Origin of the sequence: Sphingobium jiangsuense (genome assembly GCF_014196495.1) — a bacterium.
Classification (GTDB): Bacteria; Pseudomonadota; Alphaproteobacteria; order Sphingomonadales; family Sphingomonadaceae; genus Sphingobium; species Sphingobium jiangsuense.
Window position 1 is genome coordinate 221,609 of the sequence record NZ_JACIDT010000006.1, and the last position, 25,456, is coordinate 247,064.

Consider the following 25,456-nt stretch of genomic DNA (forward strand, 5'->3'; position numbering starts at 1 on the left):
TGCCTAAAAAACAGGCACCCCATAGCGATTTTTCCGCAATGCCGCAAGCTGCTGGAACAAGGCCGCTGGAATATCAACCGCCTCTCGGTTAAGCGCGCTTGCATGACCACCGAACGCCGGACATTCGTCGCCATCCTCGTCGCCGCCGGGCAGGGGAGCCGCATGGGGACGGACCTTCCCAAGCAATATATGCCGGTCGCCGGGCGGGCGGTGCTGGCCCACGCCTGGGCGGCGCTGGCGGCCCATCCGGCGGTGGAGCGCATCCTCGTCGCGATCGGCGAGGGGCAGGAGCAACTGGCGCGCGAGGCGCTGGCCCCCCTCACCGCCGCGCCGGAACTGGTGGCGGGCGGCGCGACCCGGCGGGATTCGGTGCGCGCGGCGCTCGATCGGCTGGCGGCGGAGGGCGCGCCCTGCCATGTCCTTATCCATGATGCGGCGCGCCCTTTCCTGCCCGCCGGGGTGCTCGACCGGCTGATCGCGGCGGCGGAAAGCCATGACGCCGCCATCCCGGTCCTGCCGGTCGCCGATACGCTGGTGCGGGGGAGCGAGGCGCGTATGGGCGAGGATGTGGCGCGCGACGGGCTCTATCGCGTGCAGACGCCGCAAATGTTCCATTTTGAGACAATAATGCGCGCGCACCGGGAAACGCCCGCCGATGCGCCAGTGACGGACGACGCCGGGATGCTGCGCGCGCTGAGCGTGCCGGTGGCGATGGTCGAGGGGGATGCGATGCTCGAAAAACTGACCTATTCCGGCGATCTGGCGCGAGCGCAGGGCGCGCTCGCCGCGAGCCGCCTGCCCCGCGTCGGCACCGGCTATGACGTGCACCGGCTGGTTGCGGGCAAGCCGCTCTGGCTCTGCGGCGTCGAGATAGCGCATGAGCGGGGACTTTCCGGCCATAGCGACGCCGACGTCGCCATCCATGCGCTGGTGGACGCGCTGCTCGGCGCGCTGGCGGAGGGCGATATCGGCAGCCATTTCCCGCCGTCCGACCCGCAATGGAAGGGCGCGCCCTCGCACACATTCCTGACCTTCGCGCGCGACCGGGTGGCGGCGCGCAGCGGGGAAATCGCCCATGTCGACGTCAGCATCATCTGCGAGGCGCCGAAAATCGGCCCCCATCGCGAGGCGATGCGCGCGCGGCTGGCGGAATTGCTGGAAATCGACCCCGGCCGCGTGTCGGTGAAGGCGACCACGACCGAGCGGCTCGGCTTTACCGGGCGGCGCGAGGGCATTGCCGCGCAGGCGGTTGCCACCATCCTGCTGCCGGAATAAGATGGTCGCTTATGACTGACTCCCTCGTTCACCCGGAACTGGCGGCGCTCGCCCGGCGCGTCGTGCAGGAAAACCGCCGCATCGGCCGCACTTTCGCGCTGGCGGAAAGCTGCACCGGCGGGCTGGTGTCCGCCGCCATCACCGAAGTGCCGGGCTGCTCGGAGGTGTTCGAGGCGAGTTTCGTTACCTATTCCAACGAGATAAAGCAGAAGGTTCTCAAGGTTTCTCAGGATGTGCTGGAAACCTTCGGCGCCGTTTCGGTCGCGACCGCCTGGGCGATGGCGCAGGGCGCGCTGCAAAGCACCCATGCCCATGTCGCGGTCGCCATCACCGGAATCGCAGGGCCCGCGGGCGGATCGGACAACAAGCCGGTCGGCACTGTCGTCTTCGCCCGCGCCGAACGGGGCGGCGAGCCGGACAAGGTGGTCGCCGACTTCAAGAATTTCGGTGATCTGGGCCGCGCGGGCGTGCGCCTTCAGGCGGCGCTGTGCGCGCTCGAACTGCTGCTGCCGGAGCCGGACGAGCCGTAAAGCTGAACCGCGCGGGTTTCGAACGCGCCGATCATCTTGCGCAGCGCCTTGTCGAACATCTGCCCGGCGATCATCTCGAACAATCGGTTCTTGAACGCGAAATCGACCTCGAAGTCGATCAGCACGCCCCCCTGCCCGTCCGGGCGGAAGCGCCAGTCGTTGCTGAGATGCTTCAACGGCCCGTCGAGATAATCGACATGGATATGGTGCGGCCGTTCCTTGTGCACGCGGGAGGTGAAGCTCTCGCTCAGCCCCTTGAAGCCGACGATCATGTCCGCGACCATCTCCGTCGCGCTGTCGGAGCGCACGCGAATGGCGCTGACCCATGGCAGGAACTGCTCATAGGATTGGACATCGGCCACCAGGCCGAACATCTGCTCCGGCGTATAGGGCAGATGCCGCGTTTCGTTATGCCTTGGCATCGGCGGCTTTCGCCTTCGCCAGTTGCGCCTCGCGCGCGGCGCGCATTTCCGCGAAATCCTTGTCCGCGTGATAGCTGGACCGGGTGAGCGGGCTGGACGCCACCTGCAAAAAGCCCTTGGCGCGCGCGATCGCCGCATAGGCGGAAAAGGCCTGCGGCGTCACGAACTCCATCACCTTCGCATGCTTGGGCGTGGGCTGGAGATATTGCCCCATGGTCAGGAAATCGATGTCGGCCGAGCGCATGTCGTCCATCACCTGATGGACCTCCAGCCGCTCCTCGCCCAGCCCCAGCATGATGCCGGACTTGGTGAAGATGGACGGGTCGAGTCGCTTCACCGTTTCGAGCAGGCGCAGCGAGGCATAATAGCGCGCGCCGGGGCGGATCGTCGGATAGAGCCGGGGCACGGTTTCGAGATTATGGTTGTAGACGTCGGGCCGGGCCGCGACGATCATCTCCACCGCGCGCTCATGCTTGTTGCGGAAATCCGGCGTCAGTATCTCGATGGTGGTGCCGGGCGTGGTGCGGCGCAGCGCCTCGATCACCTTGACGAATTGCGAGGCGCCGCCATCGGGCAGGTCGTCGCGGTCGACCGAGGTGATGACGATATGCTCCAGCCCCATTTCGGCGGCGGCATCGGCCAAATTCTGCGGTTCCTTGGGATCCACGCGGCGCGGCATGCCGGTCTTGACGTTGCAGAAGGCGCAGGCGCGCGTGCACACGTCGCCCAGGATCATCACCGTCGCGTGCTTCTTCGTCCAGCACTCGCCGATGTTGGGGCACGCAGCCTCCTCGCACACCGTCGCCAGGCCTTTCTGGCGCATCAGCTTCTTCGTCTCAAGATAGCCGGGGCTGGTCGGCGCCTTTACGCGAATCCAGTCGGGCTTGCGCTGACGGGGAGCGTTTTCCGGCATAGAAGGGCTTGCATTCTCGGTCATTCGGTCCAGATAGCGATCCAACGGCGCGCGCGCCAGTCAGAATAGACAATAAGCAGAGGAGAATAGCGGGAAGATGACCTTATTCACCGATATGATCGATGGCTATCGCCGTTTCCGTGCCAGTGGCTGGTCCGACCAACGGGAACGGTGGGATGAATTGAAGGAAGGGCAAAGCCCGCGCGTGATGGTGATCGCCTGCTCCGACAGCAGGGTCGACCCCACCCAGATTTTCGATACCAGTCCCGGCGAGATCTTCGTCGTGCGCAACGTAGCCGCGCTGGTGCCTCCGTTCGAGACGACTCCGGGGCGCCATGGCGTGTCCGCCGCGCTGGAATTCGCGGTGCAGGTGCTCAATGTGCAGGAAATCGTGGTGATGGGCCATGGCCTGTGCGGCGGCTGCCGCGCCGCGCTGACGCAGGAACTGAAGGACGCGCCTCCGGGCGAAGGCGGCTTCATCGCGACGTGGATCGACATGCTGAACGACGCGCGCGACCGCGTGACCGAGGTATATGGCGAGGACGATCACAGCCGCGAGGCGCTGCGCATGATGGAGAAGGAAGGCGTCAAGGTGTCGCTGGACAATCTGCGCACTTTCCCCTGCGTGCGGCACAAGGAAGGCAAGGGCCAGTTGCGGCTGATCGGCGCCTATTTCGCGATCGCCGACGGCGTGCTGCATGTGCTGGACGAGAAAAGCGGGGAGTTTTCGCCGGTTCCGGCTTGAGGCGCGAGAACCGATCTTCGTTCGGGCTGAACCTGTCGAAGCCCTGTCCTTCTTCTTTCTCCAACGCAGAAACGCAGAAAGGAAGTACAGCCGTTGGGCTTCGCCCGCCCTTCGGGTCGACAAGCTCAGGGCAAACGGGGGGTGGGACCCGCCATCCCTATACGTCATGCCAGCGCAGGCTGGCATCGTTCTCGATGATGCGGGACCCAAGCCTCTACCGATCCCAGCCTGCGCTGGGATGACGCAAATGGAATACGCCTGGATAGCACGAACGAAAAAGGCCGCCGGAACCAACCGGCGGCCTTTTTCGTCAGCCCTGACGGCGCGGCGGCGATCAGCCGACGATTTCTTCCGGCTTGAAGAAATAGGCGATTTCCGCCGCCGCATTCTCGTCGCTGTCCGAACCGTGGACCGAGTTCGCCTCGATCGACTCGGCGAAGCGCTTGCGGATCGTGCCTTCGTCGGCGTTTTCGGGATTGGTCGCGCCCATGATGTCGCGGTTGCGCTTCACGGCGTTCTCGCCTTCCAGCACCTGAACGACCACCGGGCCGGAGATCATGAACGCCACCAGATCGGCGAAGAAGGGGCGATCCTTGTGCACGGCGTAGAAGCCCTCGGCCTGCTCTCGGCTCATGCGGATGCGCTTGGAAGCGACGACGCGCAGCCCGGCTTCCTCCAGCATCGCCGTGATGGCGCCGGTCAGGTTGCGGCGCGTGGCGTCCGGCTTGATGATCGAAAAGGTACGATTCGCAGCCATTTTGGCGTAACTCCAGTGGTTCCTGTTCAAGTTGGCGGGCGCTTTACCCGCCTCCGGGGGCGGCGGCAAGCGCTATTCGTCGGCCCAAGGGGTCACGCCGCCTGCACCCAGCGGCGCCCCTCCTGCCGCCAGAAACGCGGCTCCACCCCGTCCTTGCCCTTGACCATCCGCCAGCAGGCGCGGGCGGCTTCCAGCGTCTGCTCGTCGAAGAAGAAGAAGGCGCGGTCATAGCCCAGCGCCTCGTCGCGCCATAGGCCATCGGTCAGCGCGATGTGACGCGCGCCATTGGCCGGGGCGCCGCCCTCCCTGGCAAGCAGCACCGGCTGCATCGCCTCGTCTCCCTCGCCCGCGACGCCATGGGCGAGGAAGCTTTCCGGCTTCCAGTCCCACAGCGCATGGGAAAGGCGAACGAGATAGCCCTCGCGCCCGTCGATCACCACCAGCCGGTCGCCCTGATCGAGCAGCTTCTGGGCGATGGCGGGCAGCACCCGTTCCACCGGATCGCCGTCGAGCTGATAGAAATCGACCTGCATCGCGCGCGTCCCGCGTCAGCCTTCGGCCGTGTCGGCGATGAAGCGGTCGAGCAGGCGCACGCCATAGCCGGTCGCGCCGCGATCCCACACCGCACCGGGCTTTTCCGCCCAGACCATCCCGGCGATGTCGAGATGCGCCCATTTCACGCCGTCCTCGACGAAGCGCTTGATGAACTGCGCGGCGGTGATCGACCCGGCGAAGCGGCCGCCGATATTCTTCATGTCGGCGATCGGGCTGTCGATCAGCTTGTCATAGGCATCGCCCAGCGGGAAGCGCCACAGCGGATCGCCCGCCTTCTGTCCCGCCGCCGTCAGCTGTTCGGCAAGGCCGTCGTCATTGCTGAACAGCCCGGCATATTCATGGCCGAGCGAGACGATCATCGCGCCGGTCAGCGTGGCGAGGTCGATCAGGATTTCGGGCTTGTAGGTCGCCTGCGCCCAGCTGATCGCGTCGCACAGCACCAGCCGCCCCTCGGCATCGGTGTTGAGCACCTCGATCGTCTGGCCGGACAGGGAGGTGACGATATCGCCGGGGCGCTGCGCATTGCCGTCCGGCATATTCTCGACAAGGCCGCAAATGCCGACGACCCGCGCCTTCGCCTTGCGCCCGGCGAGCGCGCGCATCGTGCCCGCGACCGCGCCCGCGCCGCCCATGTCCCACTTCATGTCCTCCATGCCTGCGGCGGGCTTGATCGAGATGCCGCCGGTGTCGAAGGTGACGCCCTTGCCGACCAGCACGACCGGCTTCGCGTCGGCGTCGCCGGTGCCGTTCCATTCCATCGCCAGCAGGCGCGGCTTGCGCGCGGAGCCTTGCGCGACGCCGAGCAACGCGCCCATGCCCAGCTCCGCCATCCGCGTCTCGTCCAGCACCGTGAAGGTGACGCCCAGCGCCTCCAGCGGGCGGCAGCGCTCGACGAAGCTTTCGGGGTAGAGGACGTTCGCCGGTTCGGACACCAGTTCGCGGGTGAACATCACCCCTTCGGCCAGTTCGGAGAGATGCGCCCATTCCGCCGAGGCGTCGATGCCGGTCACCAGATCGACGCGCTCCAGCGTGCGCTTCTGCTTTTCGGGCATGCGCGTGCGATAGCGCTCGATCCGCCAGCCGCGCAGCTTCGCGCCGAAGGCGAAGCGGGCGATGCCCGCCGCGCTCGCCAGCCCGGCCGCCTCGAAGGAGACGGCGGCGTGGCGCGCGCCGGAGGTCAGCAGCCTGGCGGCCAGCGCGGCGCCCGCGCGCTCCATCTCCGCATCGTTGCCCGCGCCGATGCCGACCAGCACGACCCGCCGCGCGGCGCCGTCCACCTCGGCGAAGCTTTCGACGCTCGCGCCGCATTCGCCGGCGAAACGGGCGAGCGCGGCGGTGGCTTCGAGGCCGGGCACGGTCGAAAGCTGGGCCAGCCCGTCGCTCTTCACGGCATAGGCAAGCGTATCGGCGTCGGACGAGCGGTTGGGCGAAAAGCGGATTTCCATCATATCCCTCTAGATCATGGGCGGTGCATAAGATGAGGTTGGCGATACACCAGCGGAACAAAGATGGCAAAGCGACCATTGAAGCCCGGTGCAGCCGCTTCATTCGCAAGGCCGAAATGTTTTTGGGACAACCCGCGACGCATTGGGATTGCGGGAAACGCCGGGCAATGCAATAGGCGAGCGGATAACTTCATTTGCGGACCGAGGCGTTTTGCATCTTCCTGTCGAACTTCCGCGTTTTTCGCTGTTGCCCGCATCCGGCCGTGCGGTTTTCTCCGCCCGTCTGGCCCTGCTGGCAGGGACCATGGCGCTCGCGATGATGGCGCAGGCTCAGGCGCAGGAGGGCGCAGGCGCGCCCGACGAACAGCGGGGCCGGGCGGCATCGATAGAGGATGTGCATCCGCCCAGCGCCGAGCAGGACGCCGCCGCCTCCACCGCGCCCGACACGCCCCTGCCCGCCAGCAGCGACGAAATCGCCTTTTCCGCCGACGATCTCGTCTATGACAGCAACAACGACACCGTCACCGCCAGCGGCAAGGTGCAGATGCTGCGCGAGGGCAACCGGCTGCGCGCCGATCAGGTGGTGTGGAACCGCAAGACCGGCGAGGTGCGCGCCAGCGGCAATGTCTCCGTCACCGATCCCGACGGCAATGTCGGCTATGGCGACAGCATAGAGGTGACCGACGCGCTGAAGGACGGCGTGGTCGACAACCTGCTGCTGGTGATGGCGCAGGGCGGGCGTCTGGTCGCGCGCCGGGGCGAGCATCGCGACAATGTCTATACGCTGCGCGAGGCGGCCTATTCCCCCTGCCCGGTCGAAAATGCCGAGGGCTGCCCCAAGGAACCGAGCTGGCAGATCAAGGCGGTCGAGATCCGCTACGACCCCGCCACCAAGCGGGTGCATTACAGCCATGCCCGGCTGGAGCTGTTCGGCCTGCCGCTGCTGGTGCTGCCGGGTTTCGCCCATTCGGTCGGGGAGGACAGCGCATCCGGCCTGCTGGTGCCCGATGCGCGATTGAACGGCGTCAACGGGCTGGAAATCGCCCTGCCCTATTATTTCAAGCTGGCGCCCAATCGCGACATGACGGTGACGCCGCACGTCTTCACCAACGAACTGCCGATGCTGGAGGGCAATTATCGCGCCTTCCTCGGCAAGGGCGCCTACAGCATCACCGGCTACATCACCAACAGCCGCAGCAGCGACGACGAGATCAGCACCGGCAGCGGCAACCGGCAGCTGCGCGGCTATATCGACGGCAGCGGCAGCTATCAGCTCGACCGGAACTGGAATCTTTCCGGGTCGATCCGGCGGGTGACCGACCGCACCTTCCTGCGCCGCTACGACATCAGCCGCGACGACCGGCTGCGCTCCACGCTGAAGGCGGAGCGGATCAGCGACAACAGCTATCTTTCGATCGCGGGCTGGTCGGTGCAGACGCTGCGCCTGACCGACCGGCAGGGGCAGATGCCGATCGCGCTGCCGGTCATCGACTACCGGCTGCGGATGACCGACCCGCTGCTGGGCGGCGCGGTGCAGTTTCAGGCGAACAGCCTCGCCATCACCCGCACCCATGGGCAGGACACCCAGCGCGCCTTCGCCTCGGCGGAATGGACGCTGCGGCGGCTGACCGCGCTGGGGCAGGAGCTGAGCCTGACCGCCTATGCGCGCGGCGACGTCTATCACAGCTCCGACAATGATCTGGCGGACAATGCGGCCTATAGCGGCATCAGCGGCTGGCAGGGGCGCGGCGTCGCGGCGCTCGCCGCCGACATGCGCTGGCCCTTCGTCGGCGCGTTCCTCGGCGGCACGCAGCGGATCATCCCGCGCGTGCAGATCGTCGCCTCGCCCAGGATCCGCAACATGGCGATCCCGAACGAGGACGCGCGCACCGTCGATCTGGAGGACAGCAACCTCTTCGCGCTCAACCGCTTCCCCGGCTATGACCGGGTCGACGACGCCAGCCGCGTCACCTATGGCGTCGAATATGGGCTGGACCTCAAGGATTTCTCGCTGAGCGCGATCGTCGGCCAGAGCTACCGGGTCAGCGACCGCTCCTCCCTCTTCCCGGACGGAACCGGCCTTTCCGAGCGGATTTCCGACATCGTCGGGCGCACGACCGTCCGCTACAAGGATTTCATCAGCGTCACCCATCGCTATCGGCTGGACAAGGACAATCTGGCCCTGCGGCGGAACGAGATCGACGCGACGGTGGGGTCGCGCCGCACCTATGCGACGATCGGCTATCTCCGCCTCAACCGCAATGCGACCGAGACCACCGAGGATCTGACGGATCGCGAGGAAGTGCGGCTGGGCGCGCGGATCGCCTTCGCCCGCTACTGGTCGATCTTCGGTTCCACCGTCATCGACCTTACCGACGCGAGCGAGGACACCTCTTCGCTGGGTGACGGCTTCGAGCCGGTCCGCCACCGCGTTGGCCTCGCCTATCAGGACGAATGCATCGACCTGGGCGTGACATGGAAGCGGAACTATCGCAGTTCGGGCGACGCGCGGAACAATAATACGATACAGCTACGGCTGGCGTTTCGTAATCTTGGCATATAAGGATCGATATCCATCGCCCGGCATTGCTCAGCGGACATTCAGCATCGCGCAGGCACTATCGGCGTTCAACATGAATTCATTCGGAGAGTAGTTTCCTCAATGGCCATGCGGACAATCTGCGGTAGATCGCGGAAAACCATCGCCTCCATGACCTTGTGCGTCATCGCGGCGGCTCTTCCCCTTGGGCATGCGGCCCCGGCGCTGGCGCAGGGATCGGCCGATTCGCTGAAGCTCCCCGACGATCTGACGATCTTCGACAAGCGCGACCCCCATCTCCACAAGCCCACGGCGGTGGTGAACGGCAAGATCATCACCCAGACCGATATCGAGCAGCGGCTCGCGCTGATCGTGCTGGCCAATGGCGACAATATCCCGGCCGAGGAAATGGACCGGCTGCGCGTGCAGGTGCTGCGCAACCTGATCGACGAGACGCTCCAGATTCAGGAAGCCAAGGCCAACGACATCACCATCAGCAAGGCGGAACTGGACGACAGCTTCGCCCGCATCGCCGCCAACTTCAAGCAGACGCCGGAGCAGTTCACCCAATATCTCCAGTCCAAGGGCAGCTCGGCCGCCAGCATCAAGCGGCAGATGGAAGGCGAAATGGCGTGGAGCCGCCTGCTCCGCCGCAATGTCCAGCCCTTCGTCAACGTCAGCGAGGAAGAGGTGCAGTCGGTCATCGACCGGATGAAGGCGCTCAAGGGATCGGAAGAATATCGCGTCGGCGAGATCTATCTCTCCTCCACGCCGGAAAACGCGCAACAGATTTTCGAGAATGCGCGCAACATCATCGAGCAGATCCGGCAGGGCGGTTCCTTCCAGGCCTATGCCCGGCAGTTTTCCGAAGCCTCGACCGCGGCGGTGGGCGGCGATCTGGGCTGGGTGCGGCCCGGCCAGCTGCCCGATGCGCTGGGACAGGCGCTGACCGAGATCGACGTCGGCCAGATCGTCGGGCCGATCGCCATTCCGGGCGGCTTCTCGGTCCTCTACCTGATGGACAAGCGCAAGGTGCTGACCGCCGACCCGCGCGACGCGATCCTCAGCCTCAAGCAGATTTCGGTCGCCTTCCCGGCCGGCACCAGCCCGGCGCAGGCCAATGCGCGGGCCAAATCCTTCACCGAGCAGCTGCAGAAGCTGCAGGGGTGCGGCAGCGTGGCCGATCTGGCCAAGCAGCTCAACGCCGAGGTGATCGACAACGACAATGTGCGCGTGCGCGACCTGCCCGCGCCGTTGCAGGAACTGATGCTCAACCTTCAGGTCGGCCAGGCGACGCCGCCCTTCGGATCGGTCGACAGCGGCGTGCGCTCGCTCGTGCTGTGCGGCCGCGACGATCCGCAGGACGCCAGCCAGCCTTCCTTCGACCAGATCATGGCGCAGCTGGAGGACGATCGCGTGAACAAGCGCGCCCGCATCTATCTGCGCGACCTCAGGCGCGATGCGGTTATCGACTATAATTGAGACGATGACCCTGACCCCGGAAAGGAACGCCATCCCGCCATTCGCCATTTCCATGGGTGATCCCGCCGGCATCGGGCCGGAAGTCGTCGCGAAGGCATGGTCCGTTCGCGAAGCGCAGGGATTGTCGCCCTTTTTCGTGATCGGCGAGCGGCGGGCGATCGAACGGATATGGGATGGCCCGATCGCGACCATCGCGACGCCGGACGAGGCGCGGACCCATTTCTCCACCGCCCTGCCCTGCCTGCAACTGGACATGGGCGGCGAGATCACGCCCGGCGAACCCAATGTGGACGGCGCGCAATGCGCGCTGCATGCGCTGGAAATCGGCATCGGCCTGGCGAAGAGCGGCGCGGCGGGCGGGCTGGTGACGGCGCCGGTCGGCAAGACGCAGCTCTATTCCATCGGCTTCACCCATCCGGGGCAGACGGAGTTCATCGCCGAGCGCTGCGGCATCGCGCGCAACAATGCGGTGATGATGCTGGCCGGGCCGACGCTGCGCGTGGTGCCGGTCACCATCCACATCCCGATCAGGGACGTGCCGGACGCGCTTTCCATCGACCTCATCCGCACGCGCGCGCTGGTGACGGCCAAGGGGCTGACCCGCAATTTCGGCATAGAGCAACCCCGCATCGCGGTCGCCGGCCTCAACCCCCATGCCGGGGAAAGCGGCAATCTGGGCCGGGAGGAGATCGACATCATCGCCCCGGCGATCGAGGCGCTGCGCGCGGACGGGCTGGACATCACCGGCCCGCATTCGCCCGACGCGATGTTCCACACCCCGGCACGGCGCAATTATGACGCGGCGCTGTGCATGTATCACGATCAGGCGCTGATCCCGATCAAGACGTTGCATTTCGACGATGGCGTCAACATGACGCTGGGCCTGCCGATCGTGCGCACCTCGCCCGACCATGGCACCGCCTTCGGCATAGCGGGCAAGAACATCGCCAGCCCCGGCGCGATGATCGCCGCGATCCGCATGGCCGAGCGCGCCGCCTATTATCGCAGCATCGCGCCGGATTCCGCGACGGAGACGGCCCTTGACTGAAGGCGGGACGGAACCGCGCCCCGCCCCTTCGCTGCCGCCGCTGAGAGAGGTCATCGCCCGCCACGGCCTCGCCGCAAGCAAGGCGCTGGGGCAGAATTTCCTGCTGGATGAGCAGCTTCTGGCGCGGATCGCCGCCATTCCGGGCCCCTTGGCGGGCGAGCGTGTGTTCGAGGTCGGTCCCGGCCCCGGCGGCCTGACCCGCGCGGCGCTGCGCGCCGGGGCGAAGGTGACGGCGGTGGAGCGCGACGCCCGCTGCATCCCCGCGCTGGAGGAATTGGCGGCGGCCTTTCCCGATCAGCTCACCGTCATCGAGGGCGACGCGATGAAGGTGGACCCGCCCGCGCTGACCGGCGAGGGCGTCCACATCCTCGCCAACCTGCCCTATAATGTCGGCACGCCGTTGCTGGTCGGCTGGCTTTCCGCGCGGTGGAAGCCATGGTGGGCGTCGCTGACGCTGATGTTCCAGCAGGAAGTCGCCGAGCGCATCGTCGCGCCTGTCGGCACGAGCCATTATGGCCGCCTCGCCGTGCTCGCCCAATGGCGGGCCGAGGCGCGAATCGCGATGAAGGTGCACCGCAGCGCCTTCACCCCGCCGCCCAAGGTGATGTCGGCGGTGGTGCACATCGTCCCGGCGGAGGAACCGGAGGGCGTGCGCCTGCCGGTGCTGGAACGGCTCACCGCCGCCGCCTTCGGCCAGCGCCGCAAGATGCTGCGCCAGAGCCTCAAGGGCGTGCCCGGCGCGCTGGAGGCGCTGGAGGAACTGGGCATCGACCCGCAGCGGCGGGCGGAAACCGTGCCGGTAAGCGATTATGTGGCGCTGGCGCGGTTGCTCAGCCGGGGGTGAGGCGGTGCACCCCCCTCCAACTCGTCACCCCAGCGCAGGCTGGGGTCGTAGGCCATGTTGCGCACCGTTTCCTGAGATGCCAGCCTGCGCTGGCATGACGGAATAAGGCCGCCTCACCTCAGGGCTGTTGCGCCGTTTCCTTGCCGTCCGGGATCGCGGGCGGCGCCGTCTGGGCCTGGGCGATCGCCTTGTTCTCGATCAGCGTGCCGAGCTTGGCGACCTCTCCGCAGTCGGTGCGGCACAGTGTCTTCATGCGGGACAGGGTTTCGCGCGCATTGGCTAGCGCGCCGCGCTCCACCAGCGCGGTGACCGTGCCGGACAGCGCGGTCATGTCCGCCGGGTCGAGCGCCAGCGCGCCCTTGTAATAGCGCACCGCCTTGCCCTGAAGCTGCTGCTGCCGCGCCACGTCGCCCAGCGCGATGAACGCGCCGCGATTGCGCGGATCGACCGCCAGCGCCGTTTCATAGGCGTCGTTGGCCGCTTGCAGATTGCCTGCCGCGCGCGCGGCATTGCCCTTCTCCACCCACTGCACCGACAGGGGGTTGATCTGGCTGTCCGGCCGCTGGCTGATGCCGACGCTCGACACCATGGTCAGAACGGCGGCCAGGGCAATCGTCGCAGGGGTGAATCGCATAACCATCTCCACAATATCGCGCATCGTGCCGGAGCCGTCCACATTCCCTTCCCCGGATCCTTGTCCGGGGGTCATGTCTGGCGCCTGTTCATGCTGTTTCCTGTCATGACCGCAGCAGCGTGGCGATGAAGAATCCATCCGTGCCATCATGCGCGGGCGTTAGCAAGCGTCCGTAACCATGTTCCCGTCCGAGGGGCAGCGGCGGGCGCTCGACGGTCCAGCCCGAATGGCGCTGGAGGAAGGTGTCGATCTGCGCGCGGCCCTCATCGTCGGCGATGGAGCAGACCGCATAGGCCAGCCGCCCGCCCGGCTTCACCAGTGCTGCCGCGAAATCGAGGATATGCGCCTGATCGCGGCAGATGCGGGTAAGGCGCTGCGGCGTCAGGCGCCAGCGGGCCTCCGGGTTGCGCCGCCAGGTGCCGGTGCCGGAACAGGGCGCATCGACCAGCACCGCGTCGGCCGCGCCGTGCAGAGGGGCGAGCGCCTCGGCCTCGCGCCCCGCATCCAGCAGCAGCGGCTCGACGAACCCTGCGCCCGCCCGCGCCGCCCGTTCGGGCAGGCGGGCCAGCCGGTCGCGGTTGATGTCCGCCGCGATCAGGCGGCCTCGCCCCTCCATCATCGCGGCGAGCGCCAGCGTCTTGCCGCCCGCGCCCGCGCACAGGTCGATCACCGTCATGCCGGGCCGCGCGCCGCTCGCCATCGCGATGATCTGGCTGCCGATATCCTGTATCTCGACCAGCCCGTCGCGCCAGGCGGGCGACCGCTCGACCGCGCCGCCTTCGGGCAGGCGCAGCGCGTCGGGGATGGCGGGGAAAGTCTCCGCATCGGGAAAGGCGCTCCGCATCTGGGCGGCGTCAGCCTTCAGCCGGTTGACGCGCAGGTCGAGCGGCGCGCGGCCCAACAGCGCGGCCTGCTCGTCCGCGTCGATGCAGGCGGGCAGATGGGGCGCGATCCAGCCGGGAAGCAGCGAGGCGGGCGCCCTCTCCTCCTCCGCGCCGATCGGCGCCGGGCCGTGGGGCGAGCCGTCGAACAGCGCTGCCAGCGCCGGGTCGTCCGCCGCCAGCCCCAGCATCGCCGCGCGGCCGCTCGCGGGCCGGTCGCCGCAGCGGCGTATCGCCCGATAGAGCAGGTCGCGCACCGCGCGCCTGTCCTTCGACCCGGCATAGCGCCGCGCCTTGAAATAGCGCGCGATCAGCGTATCGGCCGCCGCGCCGCCGTCACGCGCGGCCGCAATGATCTCGTCGAGCAGGTCGATCGCCGCCTGAACGCGGGCCGCGGGCGTCATGCCCGTTGCTCCGGCGGATCAGCGCGTGGGGTAATTGGGCGCTTCCCGCGTGATGGTGACGTCATGCACATGGCTTTCCGAAAGCCCCGCATTGGTGATCCGCACGAAGCGGGCGCGTTCCTTGAGGTCGGCGAGCGTGTGGCTGCCGGTATAGCCCATCGCCGCCTTCACGCCGCCGACGAGCTGGTGGATCACGTCCCGCGCGGGCCCCTTATAGGGCACCTGCCCCTCAATGCCTTCGGGCACCAGCTTCATCTGGTCCTTGATGTCCTGCTGGAAATAGCGGTCGGCCGAGCCGCGCGCCATCGCGCCGACGCTGCCCATGCCACGATAGCTCTTATAGGCGCGGCCCTGATAGAGGAAGGTCTCGCCCGGCGCCTCTTCCGTGCCCGCGAGCAGCGAGCCGATCATCACCGCGCCCGCGCCCGCCGCCAGCGCCTTGGCGACATCGCCGCTGGTGCGCAGGCCGCCGTCCGCGATCACCGGAATGCCGGATTTCGCCGCCTCCTCCGCCGCGTCCATCACCGCGGTCAGCTGCGGCACGCCGACGCCCGCGACGACGCGGGTGGTGCAGATGGAGCCGGGGCCGATGCCGACCTTCACGCCGTCCGCGCCCGCGTCGATCAGCGCGCGCGTGGCTTCGGCCGTCGCGACATTGCCCGCGACGACCTGCACCGTGTTGGACAGCTTCTTCACCGCCGCCACGGCCTCGGCCACCATCTTGCTGTGGCCATGGGCGGTGTCGATGACGATGAGGTCGCATTCCGCGTCGATCAGCGCGCGGGTGCGCTCCAGCCCCTTGTCGCCGACGGTCGATGCCGCCGCGACGCGCAGGCGCCCGGCGCCGTCCTTGGTCGCCTGCGGGTAGGTGACGGCCTTCTCGATATCCTTCACCGTGATGAGGCCGACGCAATGATAGGCATCGTCCACCACCAGCAGCTTCTCGATCCGCCGCTGGTGCAGCAGGCGCATCGCCTCTTCCTGCCCTACGCCCGCCTTGACCGTGGCCAGATTGTCCCGCGTCATCAGCTCGCTGACCGGCTGGTCGGCATTTTCCGCGAAACGCACGTCGCGATGGGTGAGGATGCCCGCCAGCTTGCCCGAAGCCTCGACCACCGGAATGCCGCTGATCCGGTGCCGGTCCATCAGCGCCTGCGCATCGGCCAGCGTGGCGTCCGGGCGGATGGTGATGGGGTTGACGACCATGCCGCTCTCGAACCGCTTCACCGCGCGCACCGCGTCGGCCTGTTCCTCGACGGTCAGATTGCGGTGGAGCACGCCGAGGCCGCCGAGCTGGGCCATGACGATCGCCATGTCGGCCTCCGTCACCGTATCCATGGCGGAGGAGAGAATCGGGATATTGAGCCGGATTTCCTTCGTCACCTGCGTATGGGTATCGGCCTGGCTGGGCAGCACCTCGGATTCGGCGGGCTGCAACAGCACATCATCGAAGGTAAGACCGAGGCGGATATCCATGGGGCGGGCCACTTTCAGCTAGGGGGAATCTGGAATCGTGGCCGCCCATGTAACCATTTAGGCCCGTCCCGGCTAGTGCGCCGCAGCAGAAATTTCACTCATCCCCGGCCGCCTCTCCGGCGCGGGCGAGCAGCGCCCTGGCCTGCGCCACATGCATCTCCTCGATCATCGCGCCGCCATGCCGTTCCGCCCCGCCATGGAAGGCGGCGATCAGCGCGCGGGCGTCGGCCAGTTCCTGCTCGCCCGGCCCGAATATCGCATTGGCGTCGGCGATCTGGCCGGGGTGGATCAGCGTCTTGCCGTCGAAGCCGATGGCGCGGCCCGCCCGGCATTCGGCGGCGAAACCTTCCCTGTCGTCCATCCGGTTGTAGACGCCGTCGAACACCGCCTTGTCCGCCAGCCGCGCGGCGAGGATCACCGCCTGCATCGCCAGCATCAGGCCGGACCGGTCGGCGTCCAGCGGAATGCGCAGCGCGTGGCGCAGGTCGTTATTGCCCATGAACAGCCCTGCCACGCCTTCGACGGCGGCGATCGCCTGCGCCGCCGCCACGCCGAGCGGCGATTCGATCATCGCGATCACCGGCTTGCCCGTCGTCGCATGGACCTGCGCGGCTTCCTCCGGCCGCTCCACCTTGGGCAGCACCACGAAATCGAGCGCGACGCCGGCGAGCGCCGCGATATCCGCGCCATGATGCGGGCTGCCCGCCGCATTGACCCGCACCGCGCCGATCCGCTCGCCGAACCCTGTCGCAAAGGCTTCGGGCAGCGCCGCGCGCGCCTCTTCCTTCCGGTCGTCGGCGACCGAATCCTCCAGATCGAGGATCACCATGTCGCACGGCAGGCCCCGCGCCTTCTCTATCGCCCGGCCGTTGGATGCGGGCAGGAACAGCAGGGAACGGGCGTGGCAAAGCTGCATCGGAAAACCTTTTTGGCTGCACCGGAAAACGGCCTGAATCGCCTTTCCCCCTCCCCCATTTGTCGTCATAGTGAAAGCAAATTCTGGATGAGGGGTCTGAAAATATGGGTGTGACAGTCGCGTTGCTGCTGGTGATATTGGTGCTGATCTATCTGGCGGCCAGCATCAAGATCGTCCGGCAGGGCTATCAATATACGATAGAGCGGTTCGGCCGCTTCACCGAAGTCGCGAAACCCGGCCTCAACTTCTACCCCGCCTTTTTCTACGCCGTGGGCCGCAAGATCAACATGATGGAACAGGTGGTCGATATTCCGGGGCAGGAGATCATCACCAAGGACAATGCGATGGTCGCGGTGGACGGCGTGGTGTTCTTCCAGGTGCTCGACGCGGCCAAGGCCGCCTATGAGGTGTCGGAGCTGTATGTCGCCATCATGCAGCTCGCCACGACCAACCTGCGCACGGTGATGGGCTCGATGGACCTCGACGAGACGCTGTCCAAGCGCGACGAGATCAACGCGCGGCTGCTGTCGGTGGTCGATCATGCCACCAACAGCTGGGGCATCAAGATCACCCGCGTCGAGATCAAGGACATCCGCCCGCCCGCCGATATCGTCAACGCCATGGCACGGCAGATGAAGGCGGAGCGGGAGAAGCGCGCCAATATCCTTGAGGCCGAGGGCCTCAAGAGCGCGGAAATCCTGCGCGCCGAGGGCGAGAAGGCCGCGCGCATCCTGGAGGCGGAAGGCCGCCGCGAAGCCGCCTTCCGCGATGCCGAGGCGCGCGAGCGCGAGGCGGAGGCGGAAGCCAAGGCGACGCAGATGGTGTCCGAGGCGATCGCGAGCGGCAATGCGCAGGCGATCAACTATTTCGTCGCGCAGAAATATGTCGAGGCGGTGGAGAAATTCGCTACCTCTCCCAATGCCAAGACGATCCTGTTCCCGGTGGAGGCGACGCAGCTGATCGGCACGCTGGGCGGCATCGGCGAGCTGGCGCGCGACGCGCTGGGCGGAGCGGCGAAGGATGCCCCGCCCCCGCCGCCGGCGCGCTCCCCCGCAACGCGGCGCGGGCCGTTTGAAGGGTGACGGCGATGGTGGAGCATCTGATTCAGAACCCGTGGTGGTGGCTGGGCCTCGCCGTGCTGCTGGGCATAGGGGAGATAGTGACGCCGGGCGTGTTCCTGATCTGGATCGCGCTCGCCGCGGCGATCACCGGCGGCATCGCGATGCTGACGGGCCTGCCGCTGGCGCTGCAATTCGTGATCTTCGCCGCGCTGTGCCTCGGCAGCGTGTGGGTCGGCCGCCGCTGGTATGTCGAGCATCCGGTCGAATCGCAGGACCCGCTGCTCAACGACCGCATCGCCCGGATGATCGGCGAGGTGGTGATCGTCGCGGAACCGATCACCCACGGCCGGGGCCGGGTGCGCGTCGGCGACAGCATATGGGATTGCAGTGGAGCCGATACGCAGGCGGGCGTCGCCGTGCGCATCACCGGCGCGCAGGGGGCGATATTGCTGGTGGAGCCGGCCTGATCGGGGGTCGGGGGGGGGGTCGGGCGGCTTGTGTGGCCTGCGCCATTTCTTGCCCTCCCTATCGCGTCATGCCAGCGCAGGCTGGCATCTCAGGAGGCGGCGCGCGACATGGCCTAAGACCCAGCCTACGCTGGGGTGACGCCCATCTCCGCTCAACCCCCATCTGCAACGGCATTTGCGAAGAGGAATAATCACCAAAAAGGCGCCGCCTTCCGAAGAAGCGGCGCCTTGGTTTTCCGTGCAACCCGTAAAGGGCGCGCTGTTATTCCTTGCCGCCCAGCAGGCTCTTGCCGAACAGATTGGCCAGATCGCTGATCGAGCTGTCGCCTTCGCCCTGCCCGAAATTCTGAAAGACTTCCTTCAGCTTCTCGACCGGAAGGCCATGTTCCTGCGCCGCTTCGAACAGGGCCGACATCTGGTCGCCGCCCTCGCCCATCTTGCCGGACAGGGATTGCAGGATATTCTGCACCTGATCGGCAGGTATGCCGAATTTCGCCGCGATTTCATCGACATTGCCGATATTGCCCAGAAGGCTGCCGAGATCGAGATTGCCCAAAATCTTGTCGAACATCGCTCTTTATCTCCTTGATGCCCCGATAGGCAGGGCATGAGGGAGGATGCTAGCACTTTCCCCTGGCCCGCGCGACGACCGAAACGGTGGGCGATGTAAATTCCGGCAAATGGCGCTGTCGCAAAGGAAAAGGACGCGAAGCGCGCCTGCGCCCCGCGTCCTTTCGTCCCCTTGAAGGGAATGCGCTTATTCGGCCGCTTCCGCCACCTTGGGCGCGGAATCGAGCACCGAGGCGTCCACATGGTCGGCGAATTGCGAGAAATTCTCGACGAATTGCTGGGCCAGCTTCGCGGCGGTTTCGTCATAGGCGGCCTTGTCGGACCAGGTCGCGCGCGGATCGAGGATCTGGCCGTCCACGCCCGGCACCGCCACCGGCACCTCGAAGCCGAAGGTCGGGTCGGTGCGGAATTCCGCCTCGTTCAGGCTGCCGTCGAGCGCGGCGTTGAGCAGCGCGCGCGTGACCTTGATCGGCATGCGGCTGCCCACGCCGTATTTGCCCCCGGTCCAGCCGGTGTTGACCAGCCAGCAGGTGACGCCGCCCTTGTTGATCCGTTCCTTCAGCAGATTGCCGTAGACGCTGGGATGGCGCGGCATGAAGGGCGCGCCGAAGCAGGTCGAGAAGGTCGCCGACGGCTCGGTGACGCCGATCTCGGTTCCGGCGACGCGCGCGGTATAGCCGGACAGGAAGTGATACATCGCCTGTTCCGGGGTCAGCCGCGCGATCGGCGGCAGCACGCCATAGGCGTCGGCGGTGAGGAAGATGATATTCTGCGGCACCGGCCCCAGATTATCCTTGCTCGCATTGGGGATGAAATCGATCGGATAGGACCCGCGGCTGTTTTCGGCGAGCCGGTCGTCGTCGAGGTCGATCTCGCGGGTTTCGGGATCGATCACGACATTTTCCAGCACCGTGCCGAAGCGCTTGGTGGTGGCGAAAATCTCCGGCTCGGCCTCGGCCGACAGGCGGATCATCTTCGCGTAGCAGCCACCCTCGAAGTTGAACACGGCGGTGTCGGACCAGCCATGCTCGTCATCGCCGATCAGCGTGCGGCTGGCGTCGGCCGACAGCGTGGTCTTGCCGGTGCCGGAAAGGCCGAAGAACACCGCCGTATCGCCCTTGGGGCCGATATTGGCCGAGCAGTGCATCGGCATCACGCCCTTGGTCGGCAGCAGATAGTTGAGGATGCCGAAGACCGACTTCTTCATCTCGCCCGCATAGGCGGTGCCGCCGATCAGGATCAGCTTTTCGGTGAAGTTGACCGCGATCACGGTTTCGCTGCGGCAGCCGTGGCGGGCCGGATCGGCGCGGAAGCTGGGGAGGTCGATGATGGTATATTCCGGCACGAACCCGGCCAGATCCGACGCTTCGGGGCGGACCAGCAGCGTGCGGATGAAGAGGTTATGCCAGGCCAGTTCGTTGATGACGCGCACATTGACGCGATATTCGGGCTGCGACCCGCCGAACAGGTCGGCGATGTAGAGCTGGTCCTTGTCCTTCAGCGCGGCGAAGAAATCGGCCTTGAGCGCGGCGAACTGCTCCGGGGTCATCGCGACGTTGGTCTTGCCCCACCAGATGCTGTCCTCGGTCTCGGCATCCTTGACAAAGAATTTGTCTGACGCCGAGCGGCCGGTGTGCTTGCCCGTCTCGACCACGAAGGGGCCGTCCTTGGCCAGCAGGCCCTCGCCGTTCCTGACGGCGGCTTCCACCAGCGGGGCGGTGCCCAGGTTCCAAAATTGTTTAGCCTCGGTAACAATGCCCTGATCGGCCAGGGAATGTGAGGAATACGCCTGCACGCGCGCTCTCCTTAGAAACTGATTGCAGATGCCCCGAAGGGCGGCTGGCCGGCGATTTTTCCGCTTCCCTTCACCCGGTATCGGGGCGGGAAAAAAGGGGGCGTTGCGTCAGGAACGGGAATCCCTGTCGCGCAAACGACACCCAGCGGCACCATCGCCATCCGTTTCCGGCCATAAGCGCAAAGGCGGGGCGGCGTCAAACCCGGAGTCGCCGAACGCCCGTCCCGCGCGGCGAACGTTGCGGTGTGGGACAGTTTGGGATAGGTCCGAACCAAATACCGCAACCGCAGGAAAAACCGGCCCTTAGTTTCATGACCGAAAGCGCCCCCACCGTTGCCCTGATCGACGACGATCGCAATATTCTGGCCTCGCTGTCGATCGCGTTGCAGGCCGAAGGCTTCGTCACGCGCCTCTATTCCGACCCTGAGGCCGCGCTGAAGGCCCTTTCCGAAAACCCCGCCGACATCGCGGTGTGCGACATCAAGATGCCGCGTCTCGACGGGATAGAACTGCTCCGCCGCCTGCGCGAGAAATCGTCGATGCCGTTCATCTTCCTCACCTCCAAGACCGACGAGCTGGACGAGGCGCTGGGGCTGGCGATGGGGGCGGACGATTATATCGCCAAGCCCTTTTCCCAGCGGCTGCTGATCGCGCGCATCAAGGCGATTCTCCGCCGCAGCGACATCAACCGGACCGAGCGAACCGCCGACGAGCCCGCGCCGGAGATACTGGTGCGCGGCCGGCTGGAGATGGACCCGGCGCGCCATATGGTGAAATGGGACGGCAAGCCGGTGACGCTGACCGTCACCGAGTTCCTGATATTGGAGGCGCTGGCCCATCGCCCCGGCGTGGTGAAGAACCGCAACCAGCTGATGGATGCGGCCTATCAGGACGACGTCTATGTCGACGACCGCACGATCGACAGCCATATCAAGCGCTTGCGCCGCAAATTCCGGGAGGTCGATGGCGAATTCAACGCGATAGACACGCTGTACGGCGCCGGATACCGGTTTTCGGAGGAATAGCCGGTGCCGTCCCGACCCTGGCTTGGCCGTTTCAGCTTGACATGGCGCATACTCGCGGTGAACTTCATCGCGCTGGCGCTGCTGGCGGGCGGCTTCTTCTATATCGACAGCTATCGCACCCGCGTCATCGATGAGCGGCTGTTCCAGTCCGCCCGGCGGATGGAGATGGTGCGCGACCTCTTGCCCTTCATTTCCGGCACCCACCGCAACGATGTGATGCGCGAGTTGGCGCGCCGCAGCGATGAGCGGATCCGCCTTTATGGCGCCGACGGCAAGCTGCAATTCGACAGCGCGATCGACGGCGGCGTCACCTATACGCTGATCGACCCGGCGGAAGAGCCGCTCAAGCGACATGTCGCGCGCTTCCTCGACCAGACCGTCGACGCGATCGTCGGCGCGGAGCCCTTGCCCCCGTTCGAGGAGCCCGCGCGCGACACCGCCGGGTCCTGGGAGGAGATCAGGGCGGCGGCGGCCAGCGGGCGGGGCCATGCCAGCGCCCATTATGCGCCGGACCGCACGCCGATGATCACCACGGCCATCCGGCTGAAGGACGGCGCGTCCATATTGGGCATCACCAATGCCCGCGACATAACCCGCGACGTGCGCGCGGAGCGGCTGCGGCTGGGGATCGTGCTGGCGATCGCGGTGGCGGCGACGGTGGGTCTGTCGCTGTTCCTCGCGCGGACCATCGTGCTGCCGCTGCGCCGTCTCGCCAGGGCCGCCGCGCGGGTTAGGCTGGGCCGCGCGCGGCAGGTGACGGTGCCCCGCCTGCCCGACCGGCGGGACGAGATCGGCGCGCTGGCGCGCTCCGTCTCCGACATGACCGAGGCGCTGCGCCACCGCATCGATGCGACCGACGCCTTCGCCGCCGATGTGAGCCATGAGCTGAAGAATCCGATCGCCTCGCTGCGGTCCGCGCTCGACGGGCTGGACAGCGTGGAGCAGCCGGAGCTGCGCGCGCAGCTGCTTTCCATCGCGCGCGACGATGTGCGGCGCCTCGACCGGCTCGTCACCGACATCGCCGAAGCCTCGCGCATCGACGCCCAGCTTTCCCGCACCCGGTTCGAACCGGTCGACCTCGGCCAGATGATCGAGGCGATGATCGAGAGCCGGGAGGCGCGCGGCATCGACAATGAGGTGCGGCTGGCCTTCGCCCGCCCGCGCAAGGACGTCGCGGTGGTGATGGGCGAGGAAGCGCGGCTCGCGCTGGTGATCGACAATCTGCTCGACAACGCCATTTCCTTCTCGCCCGCGGGCGGCCTCGTCCAGATCACCGCCACCGTCGCCAATGACGAGGTGCTGGTCAGCGTCGAGGATGAAGGCCCCGGCGTGCCGCCGCACGAGCGGGAGACGGTGTTCCGCCGCTTCCACAGCGTGCGGCCCGAAGGCGACGGCTTCGGCAAGCATAGCGGCCTCGGTCTCGCCATCGCCCGCAGCATCGTCGAGGGCCATCAGGGCCGGATCACCATCGCCGACCGCGAGGATGCGCTGCGCGGCGCGCGGTTCGACGTCTATCTGCCGCTCGCCCATCTCGGCGACCCCGGAATCGGCTCGGAATGAGCGAGCCCGACCCAGAGAGCGGCAGCAATCCCCTGCATGCCAGCTGCGTCGCCATGGGGGAACGCGCCGTCCTGCTGATGGGGCCGAGCGGGTCCGGAAAATCCGACCTCGCGCTGCGCCTGATCGACCGGGGCGCGATGCTGGTGAGCGACGATTATACGCACTGGCGGCGGGACGAAGCCACGGGGCAGATCCTCGCCAGCCCCCCGGCCACCATCGCCGGGCGCATGGAGATACGCGGCATCGGCATTGTCGAGCAGCCCTGGCGCGGCGACGTGCCGGTCGCCCTCGCGGTGGCGCTGACCGGCAATGATCCGCAGCCGCCGATAGAGCGCCTGCCGCTCGACCCTTCCTTCTTCCCGCTCGGCGGCTGCGCCATTCCCCTCATCCGGCTCAACGGCTTCGAGGCGAGTGCGCCCGTGAAGCTGGAATATGCTTTGAGGCGTGGCGCGGGAACGGGTATCATCGTGGATAAAGAGAATGAAAGATGATCGGGCATAAGGCGAAGACCGTATTGCTTGTTTCCGGCATGTCGGGCGGAGGCAAGACCACGGCGCTCAAGACACTGGAAGACCTTGGCTGGGAGGTGGTGGACAATCTGCCGCTGTCGCTGCTCGACCGGCTGATGGACACGCCGCTGGCGACGCAGGACGGGCAGGACCGCGACCGCCCGCTCGCCATCGGCATCGACGCCCGCACGCGCGGTTTCAACGCGGCAGCGATAGTGCAGCGCATCAAATATCTGAAAGAACGCGAGAATTGGGATATCGAGACGCTCTATCTCGATTGCGCCGGGGCGGAGCTGGAGCGGCGCTATGACGAAACCCGCCGCCGCCACCCGCTGGCGCAGGATCGCCCCGCCGCCGACGGCATCGCGCGCGAACGGGAACTGACCGAGCCGCTGCGCCGCTGGGCCGGGCAGGTGATCGACACCACCGCGATGACCAGCAACGACCTGCAACGCGCCATTCGCGAGCGCTACGGCCGCGATCTCGAAGGGCGCACGGTGCTGACCATCCTGTCCTTCGGCTATTCGCGCGGCATGCCCCGCAACGCCGACCTGGTGTTCGACATGCGCTATCTGCGCAATCCGCACTGGGACCCGTTGCTGCGTCCCAAAACGGGACAGGAGGCCGATGTCGCCGCCTATATCGCGGAGGATCCGGCTTATGAAGAGTCGCTGGCGCAGATCGAAACGCTGCTCTCCACGCTGCTGCCGCGTTATCAGGCGCAGGGCAAATCCTATGTGACGATCGCTTTCGGCTGCACCGGCGGGCGTCACCGCTCCGTCCATGTTGCCGAACGCGTCGCCAGATACTTGCGTCAGGCAGGTTTTTCGCCCACGGTCCTGCACCGCAACATGGAATCAACGCCGCATAATGGTCTGGAAAAAGACAGCGGGGTGCAACCGCAGGAAAATCGGGACGTAATATCATAATGATAGGTCTGGTCTTGGTCACTCATGGGCAACTGGCCACCGAATTTCGGGTCGCCATGGAGCATGTCGTCGGGCCGCAAAAGGCGATCGAGACGATCTGCATCGGCCCGGACGACGACATGGAATTGCGCCGGGCGGACATCGCCGCGGCGGTCGCGCGGGTCAATGATGGCGCGGGCGTCATCCTGCTGACCGACCTGTTCGGCGGTACTCCGTCCAACCTCGCCATCTCGCTGCTGAAGGCGGGCGAGACGGAGGTGATCGCCGGGGTCAACCTGCCCATGTTGATCCGGCTGGAAAGCGCCCGCAAATCGATGAATATCGTCGAAGCGGTTGCAGCCGCGCGCGAGGCGGGGCAGAAATATATCAGCGTCGCGTCGGAACTGTTGGGGAGTAATCGGTGAGCGAAGGCAGCAAGCAAGTCCTGATCCAGAACAGACGGGGCCTGCATGCCCGCGCCAGCGCCAAGTTCGTCACCCTCGCCAGCGGGTTCGACGCCCACATCACCGTCTCCAAGGACGGCACCGAAGTCACCGGCACATCGATCATGGGCCTGATGATGCTGGGCGCCGCCATGGGCGACAGCATCACGATCGCCGCGCGGGGCAACGGCCACGCGGAGGCGCTGGACCAGCTCGTCGCGCTGGTGCAGGACAAGTTCGGCGAAGACTGAA

26 protein-coding genes are annotated in these 25,456 nt (G+C 66.6%); 15 read left to right on the forward strand and 11 right to left on the reverse strand.

Annotation, left to right across the window (positions count from 1 at the left end):
- Positions 1–102: 102 nt before the first annotated feature.
- Together GGR43_RS10625 and GGR43_RS10630 are read left to right on the forward strand one after the other, a co-directional pair.
- Complete coding sequence (locus tag GGR43_RS10625; protein ID WP_188071915.1) at positions 103–1,275, forward strand: bifunctional 2-C-methyl-D-erythritol 4-phosphate cytidylyltransferase/2-C-methyl-D-erythritol 2,4-cyclodiphosphate synthase; 1,173 nt, start codon at positions 103–105, stop codon at positions 1,273–1,275.
- An 11-nt stretch (positions 1,276–1,286) separates the two neighbouring features.
- Positions 1,287–1,805, forward strand: a complete 519-nt coding sequence (locus GGR43_RS10630) for a CinA family protein (RefSeq protein WP_188071916.1) — start codon at positions 1,287–1,289, stop codon at positions 1,803–1,805.
- Here the strand turns inward: GGR43_RS10630 and GGR43_RS10635 are convergent.
- Both GGR43_RS10635 and lipA read right to left on the reverse strand, forming a co-directional pair.
- On the reverse strand, positions 1,751–2,227 hold the full coding sequence (locus GGR43_RS10635) for a type II toxin-antitoxin system RatA family toxin (RefSeq protein WP_188071917.1): 477 nt from the start codon (positions 2,225–2,227) through the stop codon (positions 1,751–1,753). The two genes, GGR43_RS10630 and GGR43_RS10635, sit on opposite strands and share 55 nt — an antisense overlap.
- On the reverse strand, positions 2,214–3,140 hold the full coding sequence (gene lipA, locus GGR43_RS10640; RefSeq protein ID WP_425502187.1) for a lipoyl synthase: 927 nt from the start codon (positions 3,138–3,140) through the stop codon (positions 2,214–2,216). The genes GGR43_RS10635 and lipA overlap by 14 nt, the downstream gene beginning before the upstream one ends.
- Before the next feature lie 97 nt (positions 3,141–3,237).
- On the opposite strand from lipA, the gene GGR43_RS10645 reads away from it, so the two are divergent.
- Positions 3,238–3,885 (forward strand): carbonic anhydrase, encoded by a 648-nt coding sequence (locus GGR43_RS10645; protein ID WP_188071919.1) that lies wholly within the window; start codon positions 3,238–3,240, stop codon positions 3,883–3,885.
- A 334-nt stretch (positions 3,886–4,219) separates the two neighbouring features.
- Here GGR43_RS10645 and ndk read toward each other — a convergent pair whose 3' ends face one another.
- From ndk to GGR43_RS10660, 3 genes are all read right to left on the reverse strand, one after another.
- Positions 4,220–4,642, reverse strand: coding sequence for a nucleoside-diphosphate kinase (gene ndk / locus GGR43_RS10650; RefSeq protein ID WP_188071920.1), 423 nt, complete (start codon positions 4,640–4,642; stop codon positions 4,220–4,222).
- A 92-nt stretch (positions 4,643–4,734) separates the two neighbouring features.
- Entirely contained in the window at positions 4,735–5,175 is a 441-nt protein-coding gene (locus GGR43_RS10655) for a DNA polymerase III subunit chi (protein ID WP_188071921.1), read from the reverse strand.
- Between the two features lie 15 nt (positions 5,176–5,190).
- Positions 5,191–6,642, reverse strand: coding sequence for a leucyl aminopeptidase (locus GGR43_RS10660; RefSeq protein WP_188071976.1), 1,452 nt, complete (start codon positions 6,640–6,642; stop codon positions 5,191–5,193).
- Between the two features lie 316 nt (positions 6,643–6,958).
- Here GGR43_RS10660 and GGR43_RS10665 point away from each other — a divergent pair, with 316 nt between their 5' ends.
- From GGR43_RS10665 to rsmA, 4 genes are all read left to right on the forward strand, one after another.
- A complete protein-coding gene (locus GGR43_RS10665; protein ID WP_188071977.1) occupies positions 6,959–9,205 on the forward strand; it encodes an LPS-assembly protein LptD in 2,247 nt (748 codons plus the stop codon).
- Between the two features lie 147 nt (positions 9,206–9,352).
- Positions 9,353–10,663, forward strand: coding sequence for a peptidylprolyl isomerase (locus tag GGR43_RS10670; RefSeq protein WP_246343521.1), 1,311 nt, complete (start codon positions 9,353–9,355; stop codon positions 10,661–10,663).
- Positions 10,641–11,711, forward strand: a complete 1,071-nt coding sequence (gene pdxA / locus GGR43_RS10675; RefSeq protein WP_188071923.1) for a 4-hydroxythreonine-4-phosphate dehydrogenase PdxA — start codon at positions 10,641–10,643, stop codon at positions 11,709–11,711. The genes GGR43_RS10670 and pdxA overlap by 23 nt, the downstream gene beginning before the upstream one ends.
- Positions 11,704–12,555, forward strand: coding sequence for a 16S rRNA (adenine(1518)-N(6)/adenine(1519)-N(6))-dimethyltransferase RsmA (gene rsmA, locus GGR43_RS10680; RefSeq protein ID WP_223177396.1), 852 nt, complete (start codon positions 11,704–11,706; stop codon positions 12,553–12,555). Before pdxA ends, rsmA begins: the two co-directional genes overlap by 8 nt.
- Positions 12,556–12,673: 118 nt before the next feature.
- On the opposite strand, the gene GGR43_RS10685 is transcribed toward rsmA, so the two are convergent.
- The 4 genes from GGR43_RS10685 to GGR43_RS10700 all read right to left on the reverse strand — a co-directional run bounded on the left by GGR43_RS10685 (position 12,674) and on the right by GGR43_RS10700 (position 16,866).
- On the reverse strand, positions 12,674–13,189 hold the full coding sequence (locus tag GGR43_RS10685; protein WP_188071924.1) for a tetratricopeptide repeat protein: 516 nt from the start codon (positions 13,187–13,189) through the stop codon (positions 12,674–12,676).
- 103 nt (positions 13,190–13,292) lie between these two features.
- On the reverse strand, positions 13,293–14,474 hold the full coding sequence (locus tag GGR43_RS10690) for an RsmB/NOP family class I SAM-dependent RNA methyltransferase (protein WP_188071925.1): 1,182 nt from the start codon (positions 14,472–14,474) through the stop codon (positions 13,293–13,295).
- An 18-nt stretch (positions 14,475–14,492) separates the two neighbouring features.
- Positions 14,493–15,950, reverse strand: coding sequence for an IMP dehydrogenase (gene guaB, locus GGR43_RS10695; protein ID WP_188071926.1), 1,458 nt, complete (start codon positions 15,948–15,950; stop codon positions 14,493–14,495).
- Positions 15,951–16,044: 94 nt separating this feature from the next.
- Positions 16,045–16,866, reverse strand: a complete 822-nt coding sequence (locus tag GGR43_RS10700; RefSeq protein ID WP_188071927.1) for an HpcH/HpaI aldolase/citrate lyase family protein — start codon at positions 16,864–16,866, stop codon at positions 16,045–16,047.
- Positions 16,867–16,970: 104 nt separating this feature from the next.
- Between GGR43_RS10700 and GGR43_RS10705 the strand changes: the two genes are divergently transcribed.
- Positions 16,971–17,948, forward strand: coding sequence for an SPFH domain-containing protein (locus GGR43_RS10705; protein ID WP_188071928.1), 978 nt, complete (start codon positions 16,971–16,973; stop codon positions 17,946–17,948).
- Between the two features lie 5 nt (positions 17,949–17,953).
- A complete protein-coding gene (locus tag GGR43_RS10710) occupies positions 17,954–18,394 on the forward strand; it encodes an NfeD family protein (RefSeq protein ID WP_188071929.1) in 441 nt (146 codons plus the stop codon).
- A gap of 262 nt (positions 18,395–18,656) precedes the next feature.
- Here the strand turns inward: GGR43_RS10710 and GGR43_RS10715 are convergent, their stop codons facing one another.
- Both GGR43_RS10715 and GGR43_RS10720 read right to left on the reverse strand, forming a co-directional pair.
- Entirely contained in the window at positions 18,657–18,965 is a 309-nt protein-coding gene (locus GGR43_RS10715) for a hypothetical protein (protein WP_188071930.1), read from the reverse strand.
- Positions 18,966–19,151: 186 nt separating this feature from the next.
- Positions 19,152–20,759, reverse strand: a complete 1,608-nt coding sequence (locus GGR43_RS10720; RefSeq protein WP_188071931.1) for a phosphoenolpyruvate carboxykinase — start codon at positions 20,757–20,759, stop codon at positions 19,152–19,154.
- Between the two features lie 311 nt (positions 20,760–21,070).
- Between GGR43_RS10720 and GGR43_RS10725 the strand changes: the two genes are divergently transcribed.
- The 6 genes from GGR43_RS10725 to GGR43_RS10750 are packed head-to-tail and all read left to right on the forward strand — an operon-like array spanning position 21,071 to position 25,455.
- The gene (locus tag GGR43_RS10725; protein WP_188071932.1) at positions 21,071–21,784 is read left to right on the forward strand and encodes a response regulator transcription factor; all 714 of its coding nucleotides are present in this window, start codon (positions 21,071–21,073) and stop codon (positions 21,782–21,784) included.
- Positions 21,785–21,787: 3 nt separating this feature from the next.
- Complete coding sequence (locus GGR43_RS10730; RefSeq protein WP_188071933.1) at positions 21,788–23,344, forward strand: sensor histidine kinase; 1,557 nt, start codon at positions 21,788–21,790, stop codon at positions 23,342–23,344.
- Entirely contained in the window at positions 23,341–23,835 is a 495-nt protein-coding gene (locus GGR43_RS10735; RefSeq protein WP_188071934.1) for an HPr kinase/phosphorylase, read from the forward strand. The genes GGR43_RS10730 and GGR43_RS10735 overlap by 4 nt, the downstream gene beginning before the upstream one ends.
- Positions 23,832–24,782, forward strand: a complete 951-nt coding sequence (gene rapZ, locus GGR43_RS10740) for an RNase adapter RapZ (RefSeq protein ID WP_188071935.1) — start codon at positions 23,832–23,834, stop codon at positions 24,780–24,782. Before GGR43_RS10735 ends, rapZ begins: the two co-directional genes overlap by 4 nt.
- Positions 24,782–25,186 carry a PTS sugar transporter subunit IIA gene (locus GGR43_RS10745; protein WP_188071936.1) on the forward strand — a complete coding sequence of 135 codons (405 nt, stop codon included), beginning with the start codon at positions 24,782–24,784 and terminating at the stop codon, positions 25,184–25,186. The genes rapZ and GGR43_RS10745 overlap by 1 nt, the downstream gene beginning before the upstream one ends.
- A complete protein-coding gene (locus tag GGR43_RS10750; RefSeq protein WP_188071937.1) occupies positions 25,183–25,455 on the forward strand; it encodes an HPr family phosphocarrier protein in 273 nt (90 codons plus the stop codon). The genes GGR43_RS10745 and GGR43_RS10750 overlap by 4 nt, the downstream gene beginning before the upstream one ends.
- Position 25,456: the final 1 nt, after the last annotated feature.